The organism is Bartonella vaga (assembly GCF_037070895.1).
In the GTDB taxonomy this organism is placed as follows: Bacteria; Pseudomonadota; Alphaproteobacteria; order Rhizobiales; family Rhizobiaceae; genus Bartonella.
The window spans coordinates 45,422-67,612 of the sequence record NZ_JAYMZK010000007.1 but is presented as its reverse complement, the minus strand read 5'-3'; the positions used below and the strand labels follow the sequence as shown (position 1 = coordinate 67,612).

Below are 22,191 nucleotides of genomic sequence, written 5' to 3'. Positions count from 1 at the left end.
GTATAGACTGGAGACGTTTTATGGCATCAGCGGCAGAGCAATTTGCTTCTAATCTAAATTTTGGTACCTTTTCACGTGCAACCGAATTAAAAAAACGTATTTGGTTTACCTTGGCTGCACTTCTTGTGTATCGCTTTGGTACTTATATTTCTCTTCCTGGTATTGATATTGATTCTTTACGGCAAACATTTGAACATCACGCATCTGGTGTTTTAGGATTGTTTAATATGTTTGCTGGAGGTGCTGTTGGACGCATGGCAATTTTTGCTCTTGGTATTATGCCGTATATATCTGCGTCAATTATTGTGCAATTGCTAACCTCAATTATTCCTTCGTTAGAAACTCTCAAAAAAGAGGGTGAATTAGGAGGCCGAAAGGTTATTAATCAGTATACCCGCTACGTAACAGTAGTGTTAGCTATCCTGCAGGCGTTTGGTATCGCGATTGCGCTTGAAACTGGTATAGGAACAGACTATCAGATTGTTGTTGAGCCCGGTGTTATGTTTCGTGTCTCTTCTGTTATCACACTTGTTGGTGGAACAATGTTTTTAATGTGGCTTGGCGAGCAGATTACGTCACGTGGTATTGGCAATGGAATTTCTCTCATTATTTTCACAGGTATTGTGGCTAATCTTCCTTCTACTTTTGCTCAACTTTTAACTGCTCATAGTCAGGCTGATTTATCAACTTTTTTATTAATAGGAATTATGCTTATTGCGATTTCTGTTATAGGAGTTATTGTTTTTGTAGAGCGTGCGCAACGGAGAATTCTTATTCAGTATCCGAAACGTCAAGTTGGTAATCAGATGTTTCAAGGAGATATGTCACATCTTCCTTTAAAACTAAATACTGCGGGTGTTATTCCTCCGATTTTTGCTTCATCCTTGTTGTTATTACCCGCAACTATTAATAATTTTTCTGATAAAATGCCGCAATGGGTTCAAACTGTTTCGTATTCTCTTGATCATGGACAGCCACTTTACATGATTATTTATGCCATTTTGATAGCATTTTTTTGCTTTTTTTATACAGCTATTGTATTTAATCCAAGCGATACGGCAGATCAGTTGAAAAAACACTCTGGTTTTATTCCGGGTTTTCGTCCGGGTGAGCGTACAGCTGAATATATTGATTATGTTTTGACACGTATCACTGTTGTGGGAGCGATTTATATTGTTTTGGTCTGTTTGCTACCTGAGTTTATGATATCTGCGCTACAGGTCCCTTTTTATCTTGGGGGGACATCCTTATTGATTGTTGTTACTGTTACACTTGATACAGTTGCTCAAATTCAGGGGCATCTTATTGCGCACCAATATGAAGGATTGATTAAAAAGTCAAAACTTCGTGGAGGTAAGAGGAATCGATGAGAGTTGTTCTTTTAGGGCCTCCCGGGTCTGGAAAAGGTACGCAAGCTAAAATGATAACTGAAGAGTATAATGTGCCTCAGTTATCAACAGGTGATATGTTGCGTGAAGCTATAGTCCGAGAGACGGAAGTTGGAAAAAAAGCCAAAGCTATTATGAGCTCTGGTGCTTTGGTTTCTGATTGTATTGTTAATCAAATTGTATCAGATCGGATTGATGGTAGTGATTGTATAAACGGCTTTGTTTTGGATGGGTATCCGCGAACTGTAGCACAGGCAGAAGCGTTGCAAAAAATTTTGCAATCAAAAAATATGTGCCTTAACGCCGTGATCGAGCTGAGTGTTGATGAAGATGTGTTGATTGAGCGAATGAAAAAACGTGTTGAGGAAACAATAGCTGCGGGTGGGCAAGTTCGTTCAGATGATAATCCTGTTTCTTTTGCTAAGAGATTATTGGAATATCGTGAAAAGACGGCTCCTTTATCGAAATTTTATTCAGATAGAGGATTTTTAAAGGTAGTGGATGGAATGATTGGTATCACCGAAATATCATGCATAATTAGAAAGTTTCTTGACGAAGGAATTTTTTTTAAAAGAGATGAAAAGTGTTGACTTTTTTTATGAGATCTATCAGAAACGGTTTAAAAATTATTTCGATAAAATAAAATAGAGGGATTCGGAATTTTTTTATATCGGATCACTTCTTCTATAAGGTACATCAAGTATTTTATGGTTAATTATTAACATAACCAAGGAGAATAGGCGTGGCTCGTATTGCTGGCGTCAATATCCCGACGAATAAGCGTGTTGTTATTGCGCTTCAATATATCCACGGGATTGGACAGAAATTTGCTCAAGAAATTACTAAAAAGGTTGGTATTCCTGCAGAGCGTCGTGTACATGAGCTTTCGGATGCGGATGTGCTGCAGATCCGTGAAGCGATAGATCAAGGCTATCAGGTTGAAGGTGATCTTCGCCGTGAGGTGGCTATGAATGTTAAACGTTTAATGGATCTTGGTTGCTATCGTGGGTTACGTCATCGTCGTTCTTTACCTGTTCGTGGTCAGCGTACACATACGAATGCACGTACTCGTAAGGGTCCAGCTAGGGCAATTGCCGGTAAGAAAAAATAACATTAAGATTTTTTTAAGTTATTCTGTTGTTTTTCTAAAATTTTTTGCAACAGAGAAGAGGGTGGAGCTGCTGGTATTACGGTAGTGTAGAGATCGTTGAAAGGAAGGATATGGCCAAAGAAGCCACACGTGTTCGTCGTCGCGAGCGAAAGAATATTTCATCAGGTATTGTGCATATTAATTCAACATTTAACAATACAATGATTACTATTGCCGATGCTCAGGGAAATACAATTGCGTGGTCGTCTGCAGGTGCTCAAGGATTTAAGGGGTCGCGTAAGTCTACGCCTTTTGCTGCTCAGGTTGCTGCAGAAGATTGTGCTAAGAAAGCCCAGGAGCATGGTATGCGTTCATTGGAAGTTGAGGTTTGTGGTCCTGGAGCGGGTCGTGAATCTGCGCTGCGTGCATTGCAGTCTGTTGGTCTTGTCATTACGTCTATTCGTGATGTAACACCAATTCCTCATAATGGATGTCGCCCGCGGAAAAGGCGGCGTGTTTAATTGGTTATTGTTTTTTGTTGTCAGAGGCTTCTCTGATGTTCACATTGACCGTTACGATTGAATGGTAACGGAACTAGAGAACGGGAATAAAAATATGATCCAGAAAAACTGGCAGGAACTGATTAAGCCCAATAAGGTTGAGTTTTGTGCGCATGATAATCCAAATATTTTGAGCGTGATTGCGGAACCTCTTGAACGTGGCTTTGGCTTAACGTTAGGAAATGCGCTTCGTCGCGTATTACTGTCATCGCTTCGCGGTGCTGCGATTACGGCTGTGCAGATTGATGGTGTGCTACATGAATTCTCATCAATTCCAGGTGTTCGTGAAGATGTTACAGATATTATTCTTAATATAAAAGAAATTGCACTTCGTATGGAAGAAGAGGGTCCTAAACGTGTCGTCATTTGTAAAGAGGGGCCTGGTGTTGTTAAAGCAGGAGATATCAATACTGTTGGAGATATGGAAGTTTTGAATCCAGAGCATGTTATCTGCACTCTTGACGAAGATGCTGAGATTCGTATGGAATTTATTGTCAATACAGGGAAGGGTTATGTTCCGTCTGACCGTAATTGTGTTGATGATGCACGAATAGGTTTGATACCAGTTGACAGCCTTTATTCACCAATTCGTAAGGTGTCTTATAAAGTCGAAAATACCCGTGAGGGGCAAGTTCTGGATTATGATAAATTAACGCTAACAATTGAAACAAATGGTGCTGTTAATGGAGAAGATGCTGTTGCTTTTGCAGCACGTATTCTTCAGGATCAATTATCGTTGTTTGTTAATTTTGAGGAGCCACAGAAGGAAGTCATAGAAGAAGCTGATTCTGAGCTTGCTTTTAATCCTGCGCTTCTCAGAAAGGTGGATGAATTAGAGCTTTCAGTTCGTTCGGCAAATTGTCTTAAGAATGACAATATTGTTTACATTGGTGATCTCATCCAAAAAACAGAATCTGAAATGCTTCGGACACCGAATTTTGGGCGGAAGTCGTTGAATGAGATTAAAGAGGTTTTGGCGTGTATGGGGTTACACCTTGGCATGGAGATTGCTGCATGGCCGCCTGAAAACATTGATGATCTCGCAAAACGTTATGAAGACCAGTATTAAAATTTAAAGTTTAAGGAGAAGGTTTATGCGCCATAGTAAGTCAGGCCGCAAGTTGAACCGGACTGCCAGTCACCGTAAAGCGATGTTCGCTAATATGGCGGTTGCGCTGATTGAACATGAGCAGATTGTGACAACGCTTCCAAAGGCTAAGGAAATTCGCCCTATTGTTGAAAAGTTAGTTACGCTCGGTAAGCGTGGGGGGTTGCATGCGCGTCGGCAAGCAATTGCAGCTATTCGTGATGTGGGAAAAGTTGCAAAATTATTTGATACACTTGCGCCGCGTTATGCATTGCGCAACGGTGGATATTTACGGATTATGAGGGCGGGGTTTCGTACCGGTGACAATGCTCCCATGGCTGTTATAGAGTTTGTTGATCGCGATGTTGATGCAAAGGGCGCTGTGGATCGCCTACGTAGAGAGAATTCTGCTAATGAAAAAGAAACTTCTTCATAGAGATAAAGTATTTTTCTTTTGTTAGATTTTAGAAAGCCGCCTTTTTTAGGGCGGTTTTTTTGTGGATATTTCGGAATTGCTTTTTCTTGATAGATAAATACAGAAAGGATATTATAAGATATTGAATTATTTTATTTTTATAATATTTTTTATTCAAGCGGTTGTTTTTCTTCTTCATTATAAATATGAATAAGAGTTATTAGCTTATGGAGGATGAGAGAATTTCTTGTCCTATTAGTATTTAAAGGATAGGTTAGTTTTGAGGAGTGAGTGATGAGGCATTCTCTTTTGCTATGGCTTTTTTTTGCTATTATGGCGCAGATATCTTTTACTTATGCATATTCCCAAATTCCGCAAACACAAAAAGAAATTACCCTTTCATTTTCTTCTTTAGTAAAAAAAACTATTCCATCTGTTGTGAATATTTATGCAGCGCGGCAAATTAGAACGCGTTCGCCTTTTGAAGGTGATCCATTTTTTGAGCAATTTTTTGGGCGCTATCAAAATAACCGCCCATTCCGTAGACAATCTTCGTTGGGATCAGGGGTAATTGTTGATGCACGTGGTTTAATTGTTACCAATTATCACGTTATTAAGGATGCAGATGAAATTAAAGTTGCTCTTTCTGATGGACGAGAGTTTGAAAGTGAGATTATGCTAAGAGATGAAGAAACAGATATTGCTGTTCTTAAAATTGATGCAAAGGGAGCTCAGTTTCCTATTCTTCCTCTAGGAGATTCTGATGCAGTTGAAGTTGGTGATCTTGTCTTAGCAATTGGTAATCCTTTTGGTGTTGGTCAAACGGTTACAAGTGGTATTGTTTCAGCACAAGCGCGTACACGTGTTGGGATTTCTGATTTTGACTTTTTTATTCAAACAGATGCTGCCATTAATCCAGGAAATTCTGGTGGAGCTTTGATTGATATGAAAGGACAGTTAATCGGGATTAATACGGCTATTTATTCTCGTTCAGGCGGTTCTGTTGGGATTGGTTTTGCCATCCCAGCAAATCTTGTGAAGGTGATGCTTGATACTGTTAGACGTGGTGGAAAGCATTTTGTACCACCTTATATTGGTGCATCTTTTCAAAGTGTTACGCCCGATATTGCAGATAGTTTAGGTTTAGAACGTCCTTATGGTGCTCTTGTCATTGAAATTATCGAAGGCAGTCCTGCTGCAAAAGCAGGTTTGAAAGTAGGTGATGTTGTTTTGAGTGTACAAGGGATACGCGTTGATAGTCCTGATGTGCTTGGATATCGTTTGATGACAGCTGATATTGGACACAGTCTTGTTTTAGAATATTTACGAAGTGCTAAGATTTTTAAGACAGAAATAACCATTTCATCGATACCGGACTCTGCATTTTTAAAATCTGAAAAAATTATTGATGAAAGCCCTTTTTCTGGTGCTGAAATATTGGATGTAACACCGCAAAATAGACAACGTTTTCATCTTCCAGCATCTACAAGAGGTGTTGTGATTACCAATCTTGATAAAATGAGCAACGCTGCTGGAATTTTTTGTCCCGGAGATATTTTACGTGTTGTTAATGGTCATAAAATTCAAACAGTTAGTCAGTTGAAAAAGATTCTTATGCGAGATCATCCACGCATTTGGCATTTAGAATATGAACGTAATGGTGTGTACATTCGCCAATTTATTCGCTGAGGTCTTTTTTGAATAAAGATTTTTTTACTTCTTCATTTGGTATTCAAATTCAGAAAAATCGGCCGCTTGCAGAAAGAATGCGTCCTCGCTCTCTTCATGACGTAACGGGACAAAACCATCTGATTGGAGAGAAGGGGCTTCTTTCACGTATGGTAAAAAATGGCTCGTTTGGTTCTATGATTTTTTGGGGGCCTCCAGGGACAGGAAAAACGACGATTGCACGCTTGTTAGCACTTGAAACAAGTTTTGCTTTTGAACAAGTTTCTGCTATTTTTACTGGAGTTAGTGAACTTAAGAAAATTTTTGAAAAGGCACAGATTCGGCTTACGTCAGGATCTCAAACGCTTTTGTTTGTTGATGAAATTCATCGGTTTAATCGTGCTCAGCAGGATAGCTTTCTTCCTGTTATGGAAGATGGTACTGTGATTCTTGTAGGTGCAACAACTGAGAATCCTTCATTTGCACTTAATGCTGCTCTTCTTTCTCGTGCACGTGTTTTGACATTTTTTCCCCATAACAGTGAAAGTTTAGATATTCTTTTGAAACGGGCAGAAGAAATAGAAGGGAAGCCTCTTCCCTTGAATGATTATGCCAGAGATGTTCTGATAGGAATGTCTGATGGTGATGCCCGGGCAATGTTAACATTGGCAGAAGAAATTTGGTTTGCTGCACGACCAGGGGAGATATTCGATGCGGTTGCTGTGCAAAAAATCATTCAACGTCGCGCTCCAATTTATGATAAGGGGAGAGATGGTCATTATAATCTCATTTCCGCGTTGCATAAATCCGTTCGTGGATCTGATCCTGATGCTGCCCTTTATTACTTGGCTCGTATGCTTGATGCAGGTGAAGATCCCTTATACATTGGGCGAAGATTAGTTCGTATAGCTGTTGAAGATGTTGGTTTAGCAGATCCGCAAGCTCTTGTCATTTGTAATGCTGCCAAAGATGCTTATGATTATTTAGGATCACCGGAAGGAGAGTTAGCTTTAGCACAAGCATGTCTTTATGTTGCGATTGCACCAAAATCAAATGCAACCTATATCGCATATAAAGCAGCTATGCATTGTGCACGTAAAAACGGTTCCTTGTCTCCTCCTAAGCATATTCTTAATGCACCTACAAAATTTATGAAGGAAGAAGGGTATGGACGTGGTTATCGTTATGACCATGATGAACCCGATGCTTTTTCAGGACAGGAATATTTTCCTGAGAAGCTTGGACGTCAGATCTATTATAAACCACAAGAACGCGGTTTTGAACGTGAGGTTGCAAAACGTCTTGAGTGGTGGAAAAAATTGCGACAAAAGCGGGGAAATTAATAAAAATAAATTCTATTTGTGTTATATAATTGTAAATCATCATTGATAATTGAGATCATAGCGGAAACACTTATTATTCTTATAGAGTGAAAAATTGCTCTTTGACGATAGCTTAATATGTTTTAACGAGTGTTTGGCGTTTATAATTCATAAATTGGCTCTGTATCCTATAATATTAAAGTGGTAGAGTCTGGTTTATGGCAGACCTTTTTTGCGTTAATAGTTAGGTAAATAACTAAAGATCCGTATAAAAGAAGTTCGGAGGGGTGGGTACAACACATTACATTAAAATTTAAATTGTTTCTTTTCTTGAGAAAAGCTATAAGTGCATTAAACTTCTCTTCGAGGTGTTTTATTGAAGTATATTGTTTCGTATAAAGTAAAGAATCTATTTTCATTCGTGTTCATAGGCTGTTGTGAATACAGAAAAGGGACAGAAACGAAAATAGTCTGTGAAAATCTAAACTCGAGGGTTTAGTTAGAGTAAAGGAACAGTGTACACCGGAGATTGGGTTGTTATGAATCGGTTAAGGATATAATTGTGGATAAAAAAAAAGCTCTCGATGCTGCTCTATCACAAATTGAACGCTCTTTTGGTAAAGGCTCAATTATGCGTCTTGGGCAAAAAGAGCAAGTTGTTGAAATTGAAACAGTTCCTACGGGTTCATTATCCTTGGATATCGCTTTAGGTATAGGTGGACTGCCAAAGGGGCGTATTATTGAAATTTATGGACCAGAAAGTTCTGGAAAAACGACATTAGCTCTTCATGCTATTGCTGAAGCACAGAAAGTTGGAGGGATTTGTGCTTTTGTAGATGCAGAGCATGCTCTTGATCCTATTTATGCACGTAAACTTGGTGTTGACTTAGAAAATTTGTTCATTTCTCAGCCAGATACTGGTGAGCAGGCATTGGAAATTACTGAAACACTTGTTCGTTCTGGTGCGGTTGATGTACTTGTTGTTGATTCAGTTGCAGCTTTGACACCACGTGCGGAAATTGATGGTGAAATGGGGGATGCTTTACCTGGACTGCAAGCACGGTTGATGAGTAAAGCTTTACGAAAACTCACGGCATCAATTTTTCGTTCTAACTGTATGGTAATCTTTATTAATCAAATTCGCATGAAAATTGGTGTGATTTTTGGTTCTCCTGAAACAACGACAGGTGGGAATGCATTAAAGTTTTACGCTTCTGTTCGCTTAGATATTCGTCGCATTGGATCCATTAAAGATCGCGATATGATCGTTGGAAATCAAACGCGTGTTAAGGTGGTGAAGAATAAATTGGCTCCCCCATTCAAACAGGTTGAGTTTGATATTATTTATGGTGAGGGTATTTCCAAATTAGGTGAGTTGATTGATTTAGGAGTAAAAGTTGGTATTGTTGAGAAATCTGGCGCGTGGTTTTCTTATAATTCTCAACGTCTAGGACAGGGGCGTGAGAATGCAAAACAGTTTTTACGCGATCATGCAGAGGTAGCAGTAGAGATTGAGACAGCTTTGCGCCAAAATGCTGGTTTGATTGCGATCGAATTGTTAGAAAATGTAGGGTCAGGAAATACAGAAAGTGATGAAACAATTTGATAAAGGGATGTTCGATTACAGTTTCTTTAGTTAAAAATTTTTTTGTTTTTTATTTTTTAGAATTTTTAAATATCGGATCGTTTGTTTTTTAGCTTTTAAAAAGAATATTTCGCCCTTTAATTAAGTTAGCTCTGTGTGTAGCAAAGAGAGCATTTAATGAAGGGAGAATGTGGTTTTGTGCTGTACTCTACAGGTGTCAATATGAATAGTGTTAATAGCATACGGTCAACTTTTCTGAATTATTTTCATCTTAATGGGCATAAAGTTCTTTCTTCTAGCCCTCTTGTTCCACATAATGATCCTACACTTATGTTTGTGAATGCCGGAATGGTGCCGTTTAAAAATATTTTTACTGGACTTGAACAGCGTTCTTATAAACAGGTGACAACTGCACAAAAATGTGTTCGTGCTGGTGGGAAACATAATGATCTTGATAATGTTGGCTATACGGCGCGTCATCATACATTTTTTGAAATGTTGGGTAATTTTTCTTTCGGTGATTATTTCAAAGAAGAAGCCATTTTTTTATCATGGAATCTTTTAACAAAAGAATTTTGTCTTCCAAAAGATAAATTATTGGTGACTGTTTACCACAGTGATGATGTCGCTGCTGAATTATGGCATAAAATTTCAGGTCTTCCAGAAGAAAAAATTATCCGTATTGCAACGACTGATAATTTTTGGGCGATGGGTGATATAGGACCTTGTGGCCCTTGTTCAGAAATTTTTTATGATCATGGTGATAAAATACAGGGGGGCCCACCAGGAAGTGCTGATGAAGATGGCGATCGCTTTGTTGAAATTTGGAATCTTGTTTTCATGCAGTATGAGCAGGTGAGCAAGGAAGAACGTGTTGATTTACCTCATCCTTCTATTGATACTGGTATGGGATTAGAGCGTGTCGCTGCTGTTTTGCAGGGAGTTCATAATAATTATGACATTGATCTTTTTCGTGCGTTAATTGGTGCGTCAGAAGATATAACGGGGGTTAGGGCAAGTGGTGATTTTGTTGCGAGCCATCGTATAATTGCTGATCATCTTCGCTCATCTGCATTTTTGATTGCTGATGGTGTTCTGCCTTCCAATGAAGGTCGGGGATATGTTTTACGTCGTATTATGCGTCGTGCTATGCGTCATGCTCATCTTCTTGGTGTTAAAGAACCATTAATGTGGCGTCTTTTTCCTGCTTTAGTCTGCCAAATGGGGCAAGCTTATCCTGAATTAGTACGTGCTGAATCCTTGATTTCAGAAATTTTAAAGTTAGAAGAGGTACGTTTTCGAAAAACTCTTGAACGAGGGCTTGGTTTGTTGAATGAAGCGAGTCTTAATCTTAAAGAAGGTGATCATTTTGACGGTGAAGTAGCTTTTAAGCTTTACGATACATATGGTTTTCCACTTGATTTGACGCAAGATGTTCTTCGGCATCGTGGAATATCTGTTGATGTTAATGCTTTTGATAAAGCTATGGAATATCAAAAAAAAGAAGCACGGGCAAATTGGTCTGGCTCCGGTGATACTACAACAGAAGCAATTTGGTTTTCTGTTTTTGATCAAGTGGGAGCGACAGAATTTTTGGGTTATGAAACAGAAAAATCTGAAGGTATTATTACAGCTCTTTTACTCGATGGTAAAATTGTTGATCATATTTCTTCAGGACAGAAGGCTATTCTTGTTGTTAATCAAACACCTTTTTATGGTGAATCTGGTGGGCAGATTGGTGATAGTGGTACTATTTCTAGTGAAAAGTTTATTTTTGATGTGCACGATACTCAGAGAAAGGGTGATGGTATTTTTATCCATATTGGAGAAGTGAAGTCTGGTCACGCAAAGGTATCTGATTGTGTAGAATTAACTGTTGATATTGTTCGCCGCAAGAAAATTCGTATGAATCATTCTGCTACCCATTTGTTACATGAAGCTTTACGTCAAGTATTGGGATCCCATGTTATTCAGAAAGGTTCTCTTGTATCACCGGATCGGTTGCGTTTTGATTTTTCTCATCCAAAATCAGTTAGTTCAGAAGAGTTGAAAAAAATAGAAGATTTAGCAAATGATATTGTTTTACAAAATAATGAAGTAATAACACGACTCATGGCGGTAGATGATGCAATTTCTGAAGGAGCTGTGGCATTATTTGGTGAAAAATATGGTGATGAGGTTCGTGTTATTTCTATGGGGGATAGACTGGAAGATGAAGGGTTAAAACGACATTGGTCAATAGAGCTTTGCGGAGGCACTCATGTGCAGAGAACAGGTGATATTGGGTTAATCCATATTGTTTCTGAAAGTTCTGTAGCAGCTGGAGTTCGCCGTATTGAGGCTTTAACAGGTACAGCCGCACGCCTTTATCTTAGCCGCCAAAATGAGAGAATTGGTGAAATTGCTGACCTTTTAAAAACTTCTTCTTCTGACGTAGAAGAACGTATTAGAGTTTTTCTTGATGATCGTCGTAAACTTGAAAAAGAATTAAATGATGCACGCAAGAAAATTGTTCTGGGTAATGAGGCTATAAAGAATGATCAAGAAGATATTAGCGTCATCAATGGTATCTCTTTTATAGGACATGTTGTAAAAAATGTTTTACCACGCGATCTTAAAACATTAGTGGATTCTGGAAAGAAGAAGATTGGGTCCGGAGTAGTCGCTTTCATTGGTGTTTCAGAGGATAATAAGGGAACTGCTGTTGTCGGGGTTACTCATGATTTAACTGATCGGTTGAATGCCGTCGATTTAGTTCGTATTCTTTCAGGTGTTCTTGGTGGTCAAGGCGGTGGTGGTCGCCCTGATATGGCGCAGGCTGGTGGTCCTGAGGGGGACAAAGCTTATGATGCGCTTACTACATTAAAAGCCTTTCTTGAAGGATAATATTTGTATTTTGGAGCTTCTAGGTTTCTTAACGAAAGGAGATTTTGTAGCCTAGATATGATTTTTCTTTAAAGATGGAGTATGTTGTTCTATGCCGTCATGGCTTTGTGCAAGGGATTAGGTTTCATCCTTTCCTGCTATTGAAGTTTATTGGTTATTAAACCTCCATCGTTAAGCAGTTTATAGAAGCCGCTGTCTTTATCTATTAATTCTTGAATGCTTCCTTTTTCAATTAAGTGATCTCATCTTAGAAATAGTGCAACATCGGCTTTTTTGTTCTATAATCGTAATGGTTTTCTTTGTTTTAACTTCAAGTGCAATATTCAAAACAGGTTGAGAAGAATTTTGAAATTATAGGTAGTGTGATAGAATTATATTGTATTCTTAATAATTTTGGAGGAACGGTAGATTTTCATGTTCATTAACATGAAAGGTTGTATCTTTCATTGCCAAAAAATTCTTATTGTTTTGTTTGTTAAAACACGTCTAAATTAATAGAATTGTTAGTTTGATCCAGAAAGCTAATTATTTATTGTAAATAATTTGACGAGAGATATCATTTTTCTTCTGTCTAATTAGCCTTTTTTTACAAAAAAGCTCTAAAAATAAGGATACAACCTGTTGAAATAGTTTAAGCTATTCGCAAAATTTCACCAATTAAGAACATGATTTGGTGCTTTGTAAAAATTTCTTGTATACCGGAAAAGATGTTAAATTTTCTTCCTTTATTTAGTTGTGGCTTTGGACGATGCAAACGTTAGAAATTGAGACAGTGATATGTTTTAAAAAGTTATCATAATAGCTTGCTACAGTGGTTTTCCCATCTTTTGTTTTTAGTATCTTGAATGTGCAGTTAATGCATAGGTTATGGTGAGTGCGAACATTACTGTTGAGAGATGCCAATTCATGTCAAAGACAATGGGACTGAGAACGAATAAGTAGAAAATTATTGAGAGCTGTTGACGCATAAAGTCAAGTTATGAAGTTAACACGGAGCTTGTGGGCAGGAAAGGGTATATGAAGAGCATTAGAAGTTTTGTGCTATTGATGTAAATGAATGGCACAGCAATAATACGTTCGAAAGATTCAATTAAAATAATTAACCGACCTCTACGTGGCAAGTGGTTAGCAACTGCGCAGAAATAATGGGGTATAAGCAATAATATATGAAATACTAAGAATAGCTAAATCATAAGAGTTGGGATAATACCTGGCTTCTCTACAATTGAGTCAATGATGCATGCAAATAAAATAGGTTCTGCAATGGTGATAAGAGCTAAAGAATATTAGCCAGTACAGATTAAAACAGATGCATTTCTTTGTTTAGATATGTCAGGACACATGCGTGGAATTTAAATCAGAATACAGGTGATTATCTCTACAGGCTATTGCACAAGCATAAAGATTGTCAATTCTTGTAGCTGCTAAGCTGTTAGCTAATAAAATTTATAATGGTAAGAAATGCAATTTTGGATACCGACTGTAATATGATGTGATAAAGCTAATTCTATAGGATATTGTTTTTTAGTTTATAAAGATAAGATACAAAAGTGGACCAATAAAATTATCTGGTAAAGGAATTTTTATGGCAGGTGTAGAAATAAAAAAGGTTGAGGAAGACGAAAATGGAATGCGCTTAGACCGTTGGTTTAAAGTGCACTACCCAGGAGTTGGATTTGGATATTTACAAAAATTACTGCGCTCTGGCCAAATACGGGTCGATGGTGGGCGTGTTAAAGCTGATTCGCGTCTTCTTATGGGGCAATCTGTTCGAGTGCCGCCTTTACCTGTTGATGACAAAAAAAGCTTTCCTGTAACGGATAAAACCCTTCGGGGAGAAAATGATGAAACTGTTTTAAGAAAAATGCTGCTCTATGAAGATCAAAAAATTTTTGTTTTTAATAAGCCTGCGGGGTTAGCTGTACAAGGAGGTTCTGGCTTAACGCGCCATATGGATAGTATGCTTGAGGCGTGGCGTAATAAAAAAGGTGAAAAACCGCGTTTGGTTCATCGTCTTGATCGTGAGACATCAGGTGTGCTCATTGTTGCACGATCAAGGAATGCTGCACAAACTTTAGCGGCTGCTTTTAGAACCCGGGAAACGAGAAAGACTTATTGGGCATTGGTCCGTGGTGTTCCTAAAAAAAAGAAGGATAAAATTTCAACATGGATGGTTAAGAGAGCTACAGAGGAAGGTGATAAAATGCAGGTTTGTGAACATGGGGAGCCAGATTCTAACCATGCAGTTTCCTATTATCGCATTTTAGATACCAGGGGACGTGCTCTTTCTTGGCTTGAAATGGAACCCTATACGGGGAGAACACATCAGTTACGTGTACATGCTGCCCATATGGATCATCCCATCATTGGAGATTCTAAATATTTTTTTTCCGATAATAATTGGATATTGCCGGGAGGAATTCAAAATCGACTCCATCTTCATGCACGTCGTATTCGTATACCTAATCCTTCAGGAGGTATATTGGATATTGTCGCACCTTTACCACCACATATGGTACAAAGTTTTAATCTTTTGGCTTTTAATGAGGATGATGCTGAGAAAAAATAAGAGAAAATTTTGTAGCTTGTTTTTTTATTTGTGTAAATTGTATATATAGATTTTGTGAAGGGGGTATGTGTATAACGTGTATCCTGTTGTGGCATAGAATATCTTCATTAAGGGCAATAATATAAAGTATATTTGCGGTTTTACTAATCAGGTATTGTTTTTATTCGATATATTGACGAATGATGTTAGAGAGTGCTCCACCGAGTTTGGATCGTTCAGTTTTAAAATAAGGGCAAATTTTTATTTGGAATAAGGTGCGTATTTTAAAATCCTTAAAAGGTTTTTGGTGCTTGTGCAAAATTGTTCCAGTTTCTTAGAGTGGAGATAAACACAGAACTTAGCTTAAATTATTTATCACAGAATGAAATTCTGTAGTAAATTTTCTTTTAGGACTCTTCTTTTCATGTTGATTTTGTTATATTTGGCAGTAGAGATATACGTGCTAAAAAGCGAGGTGGCGATCATCACAGATTGCTATCATAGTTTTTGGTAAACGCATTAAAATCTGATATCATTTCTCTGAAAATTCATAATCTTTATCAATGTTAAGCTACTTTCTGTAACACAGTGGAATCTCTCTTCATTGTGTTATAATTTTAAAAATAAAAAAATAGATCAATAAAATGGCCGCAAAGACTTTCAGTTATTTATACAAACTTTAGAAGTTATTCCTCGATGAGAGGAAAACTCTTTATCAATTTTTTCTATTGATGTAGAAATTTTCTCTGTTAACGTTTCTGTTCTTTATAAAGGCATGTTACTAGCTCTCCACTTTTTATTTCTAAGTTTTATTTAAGTTTACGGAACAAAATATAAGAGGCAAAATAATATGCGTGAAATTTTAGATTATTTTGATATGCCATTGTATAAAAAAAACTCCACTCAAAAGACTCAAAATCTTTCATGCCAGCTGTTACCTAAACGATTTTATCACGAAGTGAAGATTTCCAGTGAAGTGGAAGGGAAGTCTATATTATTGGATGGATTTCCAGTTAAAACGCCGGCAAAGCGTCGTTTTCTCGTGCCAACGGAAGCATTTGCCAAGTTAGTGGTGAAGGAATTTGCAAGCCAAAAAGAAGTCATTGATCCAGCAACAATGCCAATTACACGCCTTGTTAATACTGTTATTGACGGTATAGCTGATGATATGCAGCCTGTTTTTGAAGATTTATTGCGTTTTGTTGCATGCGATATGATTTTTTATCGTGCACAAACACCGAAAGAGTTGGTGCAGAGACAATGCAAACAGTGGGATCCTTTATTAGATTGGGCAGAAGAAAAACTTGGTGCGCGGTTTCATTTGATAGAAGGGCTCATGCATATTGAACAATCATGGGAAGCTATTCAAGCGGTAAGCAATTATTTGCGTAAAGTTGAATCTCCTTATATGCTTGCTGCACTTCATACGATGACAACCTTAACAGGGTCGGCTCTTATCGCTCTTGCTGTTGCTGCAGGAAAGCTTGATATAGATCATGCTTGGGATATTTCCCACTTAGATGAAGATTGGATGATCGGGCAGTGGGGATCTGATGAAGAAGCAATGGAACGCCGTACTCATAAAAAAGTTGAATTTAACGCTGCTGCTATAATTATTAAAACATGTTTGTAAAAAGAAAAATTCTCTTTATTTATGGCTTTTTCTAAAGCTATGACATTTTTTTGACTTTCTTGCGATTTATTTCTATCTCTTTTAACCCAGGCAATATTTCACTGCTTATTTCCAAGATTGCTTTGTCATTACCATGTAGAAAATACCATTGGTTATTGTAAAGAAGAGCAATAACCTCAGTTTGAATAGAGCGCTTTTCTCCAGTATTTGTTGTGGTTATAAAATTTACAGGCATAACAAAATAAGGGGTACCATTATCAAGTTTTCCTTCACGTTTTTGCTTTTGGTCGATGTGGATGCTCTCAATTTTATAATTTTCTTTTAGCTGTTCTATTTGGTTTTTCATGATTTTCCGGAATTGTGATTTACCGAGATTCTTTTTTGCGATTAAGCTATTGATAATTTGAGGAGGAATAGCATTTAAAATAGCATTTACATCGGCATTTTGAATCGCTTGACTGTAAGCAAACACTGCTTTTTCAAGAGCTATGAGTTTTTGATTTGTAACTGTGTGAGCCTGAGTTTTTGATACAGTAAAAGCAAAGCATAAAAGAAAGAGAAAAATAGGACAAATTCGAAGCATTGGAAACCTTGATAATTGATTTGAACGGATTTAATTAAAATTATACAGAAAAAGCAAATTGGAAAAAGGCCATTCGTACTCTTTCAAGGAGAAAAATACCCGCAAAAATAGAGGTTAAGGCCTCCATTTTTTAATCAAAAATAATGAATTATTATTCTTTAAACAGAATAGTACATATCAAACTCTACAGGATGGGGAGTTGTTTCGTAGCGTAAAACTTCTTGCATTTTTATTTGAATGAAAGAGTTAATTTGATCATCATCAAAAACATCTCCGGCTTTAAGAAAGCTACGATCTTTATCAAGTGCTTCAAGTGCTTCGCGTAGACTTCCTGAGACTGTGGGGATCTCTTTAAGCTCTTTTAATGGAAGATCGTAAAGGTCTTTATCCATAGCATGTCCAGGGTGAATTTTATTTTTTATACCATCAAGACCAGCCATTAAGAGTGCTGCAAATGCTAAATAGGGATTTGCTGTTGGATCTGGAAAACGCACTTCTACGCGTTTTGAATTAGGCGAAGGGCTCATTGGAATACGGCAAGACGCAGAGCGATTGCGTGCAGAATAAGAAAGAAGAACAGGAGCTTCATAACCAGGTACTAAACGCTTATAAGAGTTCGTGGATGGATTTGTAAAGGCGTTGATTGCTTTTGCATGCTTAATGACACCACCAATAAAGAATAAACAAGTTTCTGATAGTCCAGCATATTCATTTCCTGCAAAAATTGGTTTACCATCTTTCCAAATAGATATGTGAACATGCATGCCTGAACCATTATCACCAAAAATTGGTTTTGGCATAAACGTTGCTGTTTTTCCATAGCTGTTTGCTATTTGATGTACGACATACTTAAAAATTTGCATTTTATCAGCTTCGCGAACGAGAGTATCAAAACGAATGCCCAGTTCATGTTGGCTTGCTGCTACTTCGTGGTGATGCTTCTCCACTTGAACGCCCATATCTTTCAGTGCTGTTAGCATTTCAGAACGCATATCTTGGCAGGAATCAATAGGAGGAACAGGAAGGTATCCTCCTTTCATTCGTGGGCGATGACCGAGATTGCCCACCTCATACTCCGTATCATCATTGGATGGAAGTTCGCTTGAATCGAGCTTAAATCCTGTATTGTAAGGTTCAGTTTTATAACGCACATCATCAAAGATAAAAAATTCTGCTTCTGGACCTATATTGATAGTATCTCCAATTCCTAAAGATTTCATGTAAACTTCAGCTCTTTTTGCGATAGAGCGGGGATCTCTACGATAAAATTCTCCAGAGACAGGATCGAGTACGTCACAAAATATGACCAAAGTAGATTGAGCAAAAAAAGGATCGATATGTGCTGTTTGAGGATCTGGCATTAAGACCATGTCAGATTCATTAATTGTTTTCCATCCAGCAATTGAAGAACCATCAAACATCACACCATCACTAAATGTATCTTCATTGATTTCTGAGATATCTATAGTGATATGGTGCAATTTTCCTCGTGGATCTGTAAAGCGTAAATCGACAAAACGAATTTCGTTGTCTGCAATCTGCTTGATAATATCTGATGCGGTTGTCATGTTCAATTTCCTTGTGTGTGGCTAAGTAGATAAAAGGGTGAAATTTTATCATTATCTATTAAAGAGCATCGTTTCCAGATTCGCCAGAGCCGATATGAATGGCATCATCAATGGAAATAACAAATATTTTTCCATCTCCGATATGTTTTGTTTGGGCTGCTTTACGTATTGCATCAACCGTTTGTTTTAACTTTTCATCAGCAACAACAATTTCAATTTTTACTTTTGGTAGAAAATCAACAACATATTTAGCACCTTGATAAAGTTCTGTATGTCCTTTTTGACGACCAAAACCTTTCGCTTCGGTTACTGTAATGGCGTGTAAACCAATTTTTTGAAGCGCTTCTTTTACTTCATCAAGTTTGAAAGGTTTGATAATGGCTTCAATCTTTTTCATGTTGAAATTGTCTCCAACGTTGTTTTGTCTTTGTTAAACTGCATCACCTTATATTGACAACTGTGAGATGTTCAACAGGTAGTTTGTGCACAAAAAATCAAAAATTGTATAACAAGACATTACTTTTTGAAAATTTATCTTGTCATACAAATAGAAGTGTCATCGTTCTTTTTGAAAAAGTTTACAAGGCTTAAAAAGAATCAAAATGATATAAGTAAAAGATATTTTCTTTTCTCTTATTGTACCATACCTTAATTTATAATAAGTGCTACCTTAAAATTTAAAATTATAAAGGTCGACGGAGCAAAATTTCTTTAAGAAATTTTCCTGTGTAGGAAGCGGAAACATTAATAATGTCTTCAGGGCGCCCAACTGCAACGACTTCACCGCCACGTTCTCCACCTTCAGGTCCTAAGTCGATAATCCAGTCAGCCGTCTTTACAACTTCAAGGTTATGCTCAATGATTACGACTGTGTTACCTTGCTCGACAAGTTCATGGAGTACTTCAAGGAGTTTAGAAATGTCATGGAAGTGCAAACCTGTTGTTGGTTCGTCTAAAATGTAAAGTGTACGACCCGTTGTTTTGCGTGAAAGTTCTTTAGCAAGTTTCACTCGTTGGGCTTCACCACCGGAAAGGGTTGTGGCTTGTTGCCCTACTTTGATATAGCCGAGACCAACTTTAATGAGGGTTTTCATTTTGTTATGAATGCTGGGAACAGCTTGAAAAAATTCCTCAGCCTTTTCGATTGTCATATCTAAAACATCCGCTATAGACTTTCCTTTGAATTTTACTTCTAGGGTTTCTCGATTGTAGCGGTTTCCCTTGCAGATATCGCAAGTAACGTAAACATCAGGTAAAAAGTGCATTTCAATTTTGATAACTCCATCACCTTGACATGCTTCGCAACGTCCCCCTTTAACATTAAATGAAAAACGTCCGGCTTTATAACCGCGAGCCTTTGATTCTGGAAGTTCAGCGAACCACTCACGGATTGGAGTAAATGCACCTGTATAGGTTGCTGGATTAGAGCGTGGGGTGCGTCCAATAGGGGCCTGGTTTATATCAATAACTTTATCAAGAAATTCTAATCCTTCAATTTTATCATAGAGTGCGGGGCTGTGATGACTCCCCATGATATGATGTGATGCAGCTTTGAAAAGAGTTTCAATGAGAAATGTTGATTTTCCTCCACCTGATACGCCAGTTATGCATGTGAAGGTTCCAAGAGGAATACTAGCATTGATATTTTTAAGGTTATTTCCTTTGGCTCCAATGACTTTAAGCATTTTTGATTTTGAGATTTTGCGTCGTTGAGTAGGCACTCTAACAGTCATTTTTCCTGAAAGATATTGACCTGTGAGTGAAAATGGATTTTTCATAATTTCCTGTGGCGTGCCTTGCGCTGTTATTTCTCCACCGTGAACGCCTGCAGCAGGACCCATATCAATTACATGATCTGCAGTAAGAATGGCATCTTCATCATGTTCAACAACAATGACCGTATTGCCAAGGTTACGCAGATGGTGCAGCATTTTGAGAAGGCGTTCATTATCGCGCTGGTGTAATCCTATGGATGGCTCATCTAGAATATAAAGGACACCTGTAAGACCAGAACCAATCTGGGATGCCAACCGAATACGCTGACTTTCTCCACCTGAAAGAGTGCCTGAGCTTCGGGATAAGGTAAGATATTCGAGTCCTACATGATTTAAAAAAGCTAAGCGTTCACGAATTTCTTTTAAAATACGTACTGCAATATTACGCTGTTTTTCAGTTAGATGTTTATGAATATTGGCAAACCACTCATCAGCTTTTAGAATAGAAAGCTCCGAGATTTGTCCAATATGCATTCCGTGAATTTTAACAGCAAGCGCTTCTGGTTTTAAACGATAACCTTGACAGGATGGACAGGGCGAAGAAGACATGTAACGCTCAATTTCTTCACGTAACCACGTAGAGTCGGCTTCTTTCCATTGCCGCTCCATATTTGGAATTATTCCTTCAAAGTGTTGAGTCGTTTTGTGCAAACTTGAATCGTTTTTATAAATAAAGGAAATTTTTTTGCTTTTTGTGCCATAGAGAATAGCACGCTGTGCTTCATTTGAGAGTGTATACCATTTATCTGTAAGATTAAATCCGTAAGTTTTGCCTAATGATTCTAAGGTTTGGTTATAGTAAAGTGAAGAGGATTTAGACCAAGGTGCGATTGCTCCATCCTTTAAGGTTAAATTTTTATTTGGCACAATTTTCATCGGATCTATTGCCTTTTTTATGCCAAGCCCATCACAAAGAGGACAAGCGCCAAAAGGGTTATTGAATGAAAATAGCCGTGGCTCAATTTCAGGGATAGAAAATCCAGATATGGGGCAAGAAAATTTTTCTGAAAAGATAAGCCGTTTGTGCGCTTCACTTTTTTGTTTATCGGTAAATTCTCGTGTAGTCTCTTTTTGTACCAGAGGTTGCTCTATTATTTCAGCGATAGCGATACCATTTGCTAACTGTAAACAGGTCTCCATACTGTCTGCTATGCGAGAGGCAATGTTACTTCTTATAACAACTCGGTCTACCACTACATCTATGTCATGTTTATATTTTTTATCAAGAGGAGGAATATCAGGGATTTCATAGAATTGTCCATCGACTTTAGCACGCTGAAATCCCTTTTTTAAAAGTTCAGTTAGTTCTTTTTTATATTCTCCCTTTCGTCCTCGTATTAAGGGAGCCATAATAAAAACTCGCGTACCTTCTGGTAAGCCCATAATTTGATCAACCATTTGGGTTACCGTTTGACTTTGAATAGGGAGTCCTGTCGCAGGGGAATGAGGAACACCGATGCGCGCAAAAAGAAGACGCATATAGTCATGAATTTCTGTGACAGTGCCAACTGTTGAACGAGGGTTACGGCTAGTTGTTTTTTGTTCAATGGAGATGGCCGGGGAAAGTCCATCTATCTGGTCGACATCTGGTTTTTGCATCACTTCCAGAAATTGGCGTGCGTAGGCAGAAAGGCTTTCAACGTAGCGGCGTTGACCTTCGGCATAAATTGTATCGAAAGCTAAAGATGATTTACCTGATCCTGAAAGTCCCGTGATAACGATTAATTTGTCACGAGGGAGGTTGAGATCAATATTTTTAAGGTTATGCTCACGTGCGCCGCGAATGGAAATGTATTTTTGATGAGTCATATTTTATCCTTGGCATATGTGGTAAGAATTGATCATCTAGAGTAAAGTAAAACTGTTTTTGGGAATTACAAAATGTTTAATTGCTTTAATGGAATAAATAAAGCGCAACTTCTGTGGAAAAAATATTAGAGAGTAGCTTTTTATTCTCTGACGATGGAATAAACTATGCGTTGTTATCATCTTTTGCTATAATTACATAATACGATCTTTGAGAAAGGGTTAAAATCTACATTGAGGGGCACGTGTAGATATGCAAATGGTAAAGTTAAGATGA

The 22,191-nt window shown here is 37.8% G+C and carries 16 protein-coding genes; 12 read left to right on the top strand and 4 right to left on the bottom strand.

The annotated features are described in order from the left end of the window. Positions 1–20: 20 nt before the first annotated feature. The 12 genes from secY to WCP76_RS05200 all read left to right on the top strand — a co-directional run bounded on the left by secY (position 21) and on the right by WCP76_RS05200 (position 16,182). On the top strand, positions 21–1,370 hold the full coding sequence (gene secY, locus WCP76_RS05255; protein WP_336294636.1) for a preprotein translocase subunit SecY: 1,350 nt from the start codon (positions 21–23) through the stop codon (positions 1,368–1,370). Further along, on the top strand, positions 1,367–1,978 hold the full coding sequence (locus tag WCP76_RS05250) for an adenylate kinase (protein ID WP_336294635.1): 612 nt from the start codon (positions 1,367–1,369) through the stop codon (positions 1,976–1,978). The genes secY and WCP76_RS05250 overlap by 4 nt, the downstream gene beginning before the upstream one ends. Positions 1,979–2,130: 152 nt before the next feature. Further along, positions 2,131–2,499 carry a 30S ribosomal protein S13 gene (gene rpsM / locus WCP76_RS05245; RefSeq protein WP_336294634.1) on the top strand — a complete coding sequence of 123 codons (369 nt, stop codon included), beginning with the start codon at positions 2,131–2,133 and terminating at the stop codon, positions 2,497–2,499. Positions 2,500–2,609: 110 nt separating this feature from the next. After that, on the top strand, positions 2,610–2,999 hold the full coding sequence (gene rpsK / locus WCP76_RS05240; protein ID WP_336294633.1) for a 30S ribosomal protein S11: 390 nt from the start codon (positions 2,610–2,612) through the stop codon (positions 2,997–2,999). Positions 3,000–3,093: 94 nt separating this feature from the next. Beyond that, positions 3,094–4,107, top strand: a complete 1,014-nt coding sequence (locus WCP76_RS05235; protein ID WP_336294632.1) for a DNA-directed RNA polymerase subunit alpha — start codon at positions 3,094–3,096, stop codon at positions 4,105–4,107. Between the two features lie 25 nt (positions 4,108–4,132). Beyond that, positions 4,133–4,561: a 50S ribosomal protein L17 gene (gene rplQ / locus WCP76_RS05230; RefSeq protein WP_336294631.1), complete on the top strand. Its 429-nt coding sequence runs from the start codon at positions 4,133–4,135 to the stop codon at positions 4,559–4,561. 273 nt (positions 4,562–4,834) lie between these two features. Continuing rightward, the gene (locus WCP76_RS05225; RefSeq protein ID WP_336294630.1) at positions 4,835–6,229 is read left to right on the top strand and encodes a DegQ family serine endoprotease; all 1,395 of its coding nucleotides are present in this window, start codon (positions 4,835–4,837) and stop codon (positions 6,227–6,229) included. An 8-nt stretch (positions 6,230–6,237) separates the two neighbouring features. Next, positions 6,238–7,551 (top strand): replication-associated recombination protein A, encoded by a 1,314-nt coding sequence (locus WCP76_RS05220; RefSeq protein WP_336294629.1) that lies wholly within the window; start codon positions 6,238–6,240, stop codon positions 7,549–7,551. Positions 7,552–8,092: 541 nt separating this feature from the next. Then, on the top strand, positions 8,093–9,136 hold the full coding sequence (gene recA, locus WCP76_RS05215; protein WP_336294628.1) for a recombinase RecA: 1,044 nt from the start codon (positions 8,093–8,095) through the stop codon (positions 9,134–9,136). 201 nt (positions 9,137–9,337) lie between these two features. Beyond that, positions 9,338–12,001 carry an alanine--tRNA ligase gene (gene alaS, locus WCP76_RS05210; protein ID WP_336294658.1) on the top strand — a complete coding sequence of 888 codons (2,664 nt, stop codon included), beginning with the start codon at positions 9,338–9,340 and terminating at the stop codon, positions 11,999–12,001. Positions 12,002–13,586: 1,585 nt separating this feature from the next. After that, positions 13,587–14,570 (top strand): RluA family pseudouridine synthase, encoded by a 984-nt coding sequence (locus tag WCP76_RS05205; protein ID WP_336294627.1) that lies wholly within the window; start codon positions 13,587–13,589, stop codon positions 14,568–14,570. Positions 14,571–15,399: 829 nt separating this feature from the next. Beyond that, on the top strand, positions 15,400–16,182 hold the full coding sequence (locus WCP76_RS05200) for an ATP12 family chaperone protein (RefSeq protein ID WP_336294626.1): 783 nt from the start codon (positions 15,400–15,402) through the stop codon (positions 16,180–16,182). 37 nt (positions 16,183–16,219) lie between these two features. On the opposite strand, the gene WCP76_RS05195 is transcribed toward WCP76_RS05200, so the two are convergent. The 4 genes from WCP76_RS05195 to uvrA all read right to left on the bottom strand — a co-directional run bounded on the left by WCP76_RS05195 (position 16,220) and on the right by uvrA (position 21,917). Further along, positions 16,220–16,765, bottom strand: a complete 546-nt coding sequence (locus WCP76_RS05195; protein ID WP_336294625.1) for a hypothetical protein — start codon at positions 16,763–16,765, stop codon at positions 16,220–16,222. A 158-nt stretch (positions 16,766–16,923) separates the two neighbouring features. Next, positions 16,924–18,333 (bottom strand): type I glutamate--ammonia ligase, encoded by a 1,410-nt coding sequence (gene glnA, locus WCP76_RS05190; RefSeq protein ID WP_336294624.1) that lies wholly within the window; start codon positions 18,331–18,333, stop codon positions 16,924–16,926. 58 nt (positions 18,334–18,391) lie between these two features. Next, the gene (locus tag WCP76_RS05185) at positions 18,392–18,730 is read right to left on the bottom strand and encodes a P-II family nitrogen regulator (protein ID WP_336294623.1); all 339 of its coding nucleotides are present in this window, start codon (positions 18,728–18,730) and stop codon (positions 18,392–18,394) included. A 286-nt stretch (positions 18,731–19,016) separates the two neighbouring features. Next, positions 19,017–21,917: an excinuclease ABC subunit UvrA gene (uvrA, locus tag WCP76_RS05180; protein ID WP_336294622.1), complete on the bottom strand. Its 2,901-nt coding sequence runs from the start codon at positions 21,915–21,917 to the stop codon at positions 19,017–19,019. Positions 21,918–22,191: the final 274 nt, after the last annotated feature.

Excerpts from the sequence above, each read along its gene's own strand:
- secY (WP_336294636.1), top strand. The coding sequence starts at position 21 with ATGGCATCAGCGGCAGAGCAATTTGCTTCTAATCTAAATTTTGGTACC.
- WCP76_RS05250 (WP_336294635.1), top strand. The coding sequence starts at position 1,367 with ATGAGAGTTGTTCTTTTAGGGCCTCCCGGGTCTGGAAAAGGTACGCAA.
- rpsK (WP_336294633.1), top strand. The coding sequence starts at position 2,610 with ATGGCCAAAGAAGCCACACGTGTTCGTCGTCGCGAGCGAAAGAATATT.
- WCP76_RS05235 (WP_336294632.1), top strand. The coding sequence starts at position 3,094 with ATGATCCAGAAAAACTGGCAGGAACTGATTAAGCCCAATAAGGTTGAG.
- rplQ (WP_336294631.1), top strand. The coding sequence starts at position 4,133 with ATGCGCCATAGTAAGTCAGGCCGCAAGTTGAACCGGACTGCCAGTCAC.
- WCP76_RS05225 (WP_336294630.1), top strand. The coding sequence starts at position 4,835 with ATGAGGCATTCTCTTTTGCTATGGCTTTTTTTTGCTATTATGGCGCAG.
- alaS (WP_336294658.1), top strand. The coding sequence starts at position 9,338 with ATGAATAGTGTTAATAGCATACGGTCAACTTTTCTGAATTATTTTCAT.
- WCP76_RS05205 (WP_336294627.1), top strand. The coding sequence starts at position 13,587 with ATGGCAGGTGTAGAAATAAAAAAGGTTGAGGAAGACGAAAATGGAATG.
- WCP76_RS05200 (WP_336294626.1), top strand. The coding sequence starts at position 15,400 with ATGCGTGAAATTTTAGATTATTTTGATATGCCATTGTATAAAAAAAAC.
- WCP76_RS05195 (WP_336294625.1), bottom strand. The coding sequence starts at position 16,765 with ATGCTTCGAATTTGTCCTATTTTTCTCTTTCTTTTATGCTTTGCTTTT.
- glnA (WP_336294624.1), bottom strand. The coding sequence starts at position 18,333 with ATGACAACCGCATCAGATATTATCAAGCAGATTGCAGACAACGAAATT.
- WCP76_RS05185 (WP_336294623.1), bottom strand. The coding sequence starts at position 18,730 with ATGAAAAAGATTGAAGCCATTATCAAACCTTTCAAACTTGATGAAGTA.
- uvrA (WP_336294622.1), bottom strand. The coding sequence starts at position 21,917 with ATGACTCATCAAAAATACATTTCCATTCGCGGCGCACGTGAGCATAAC.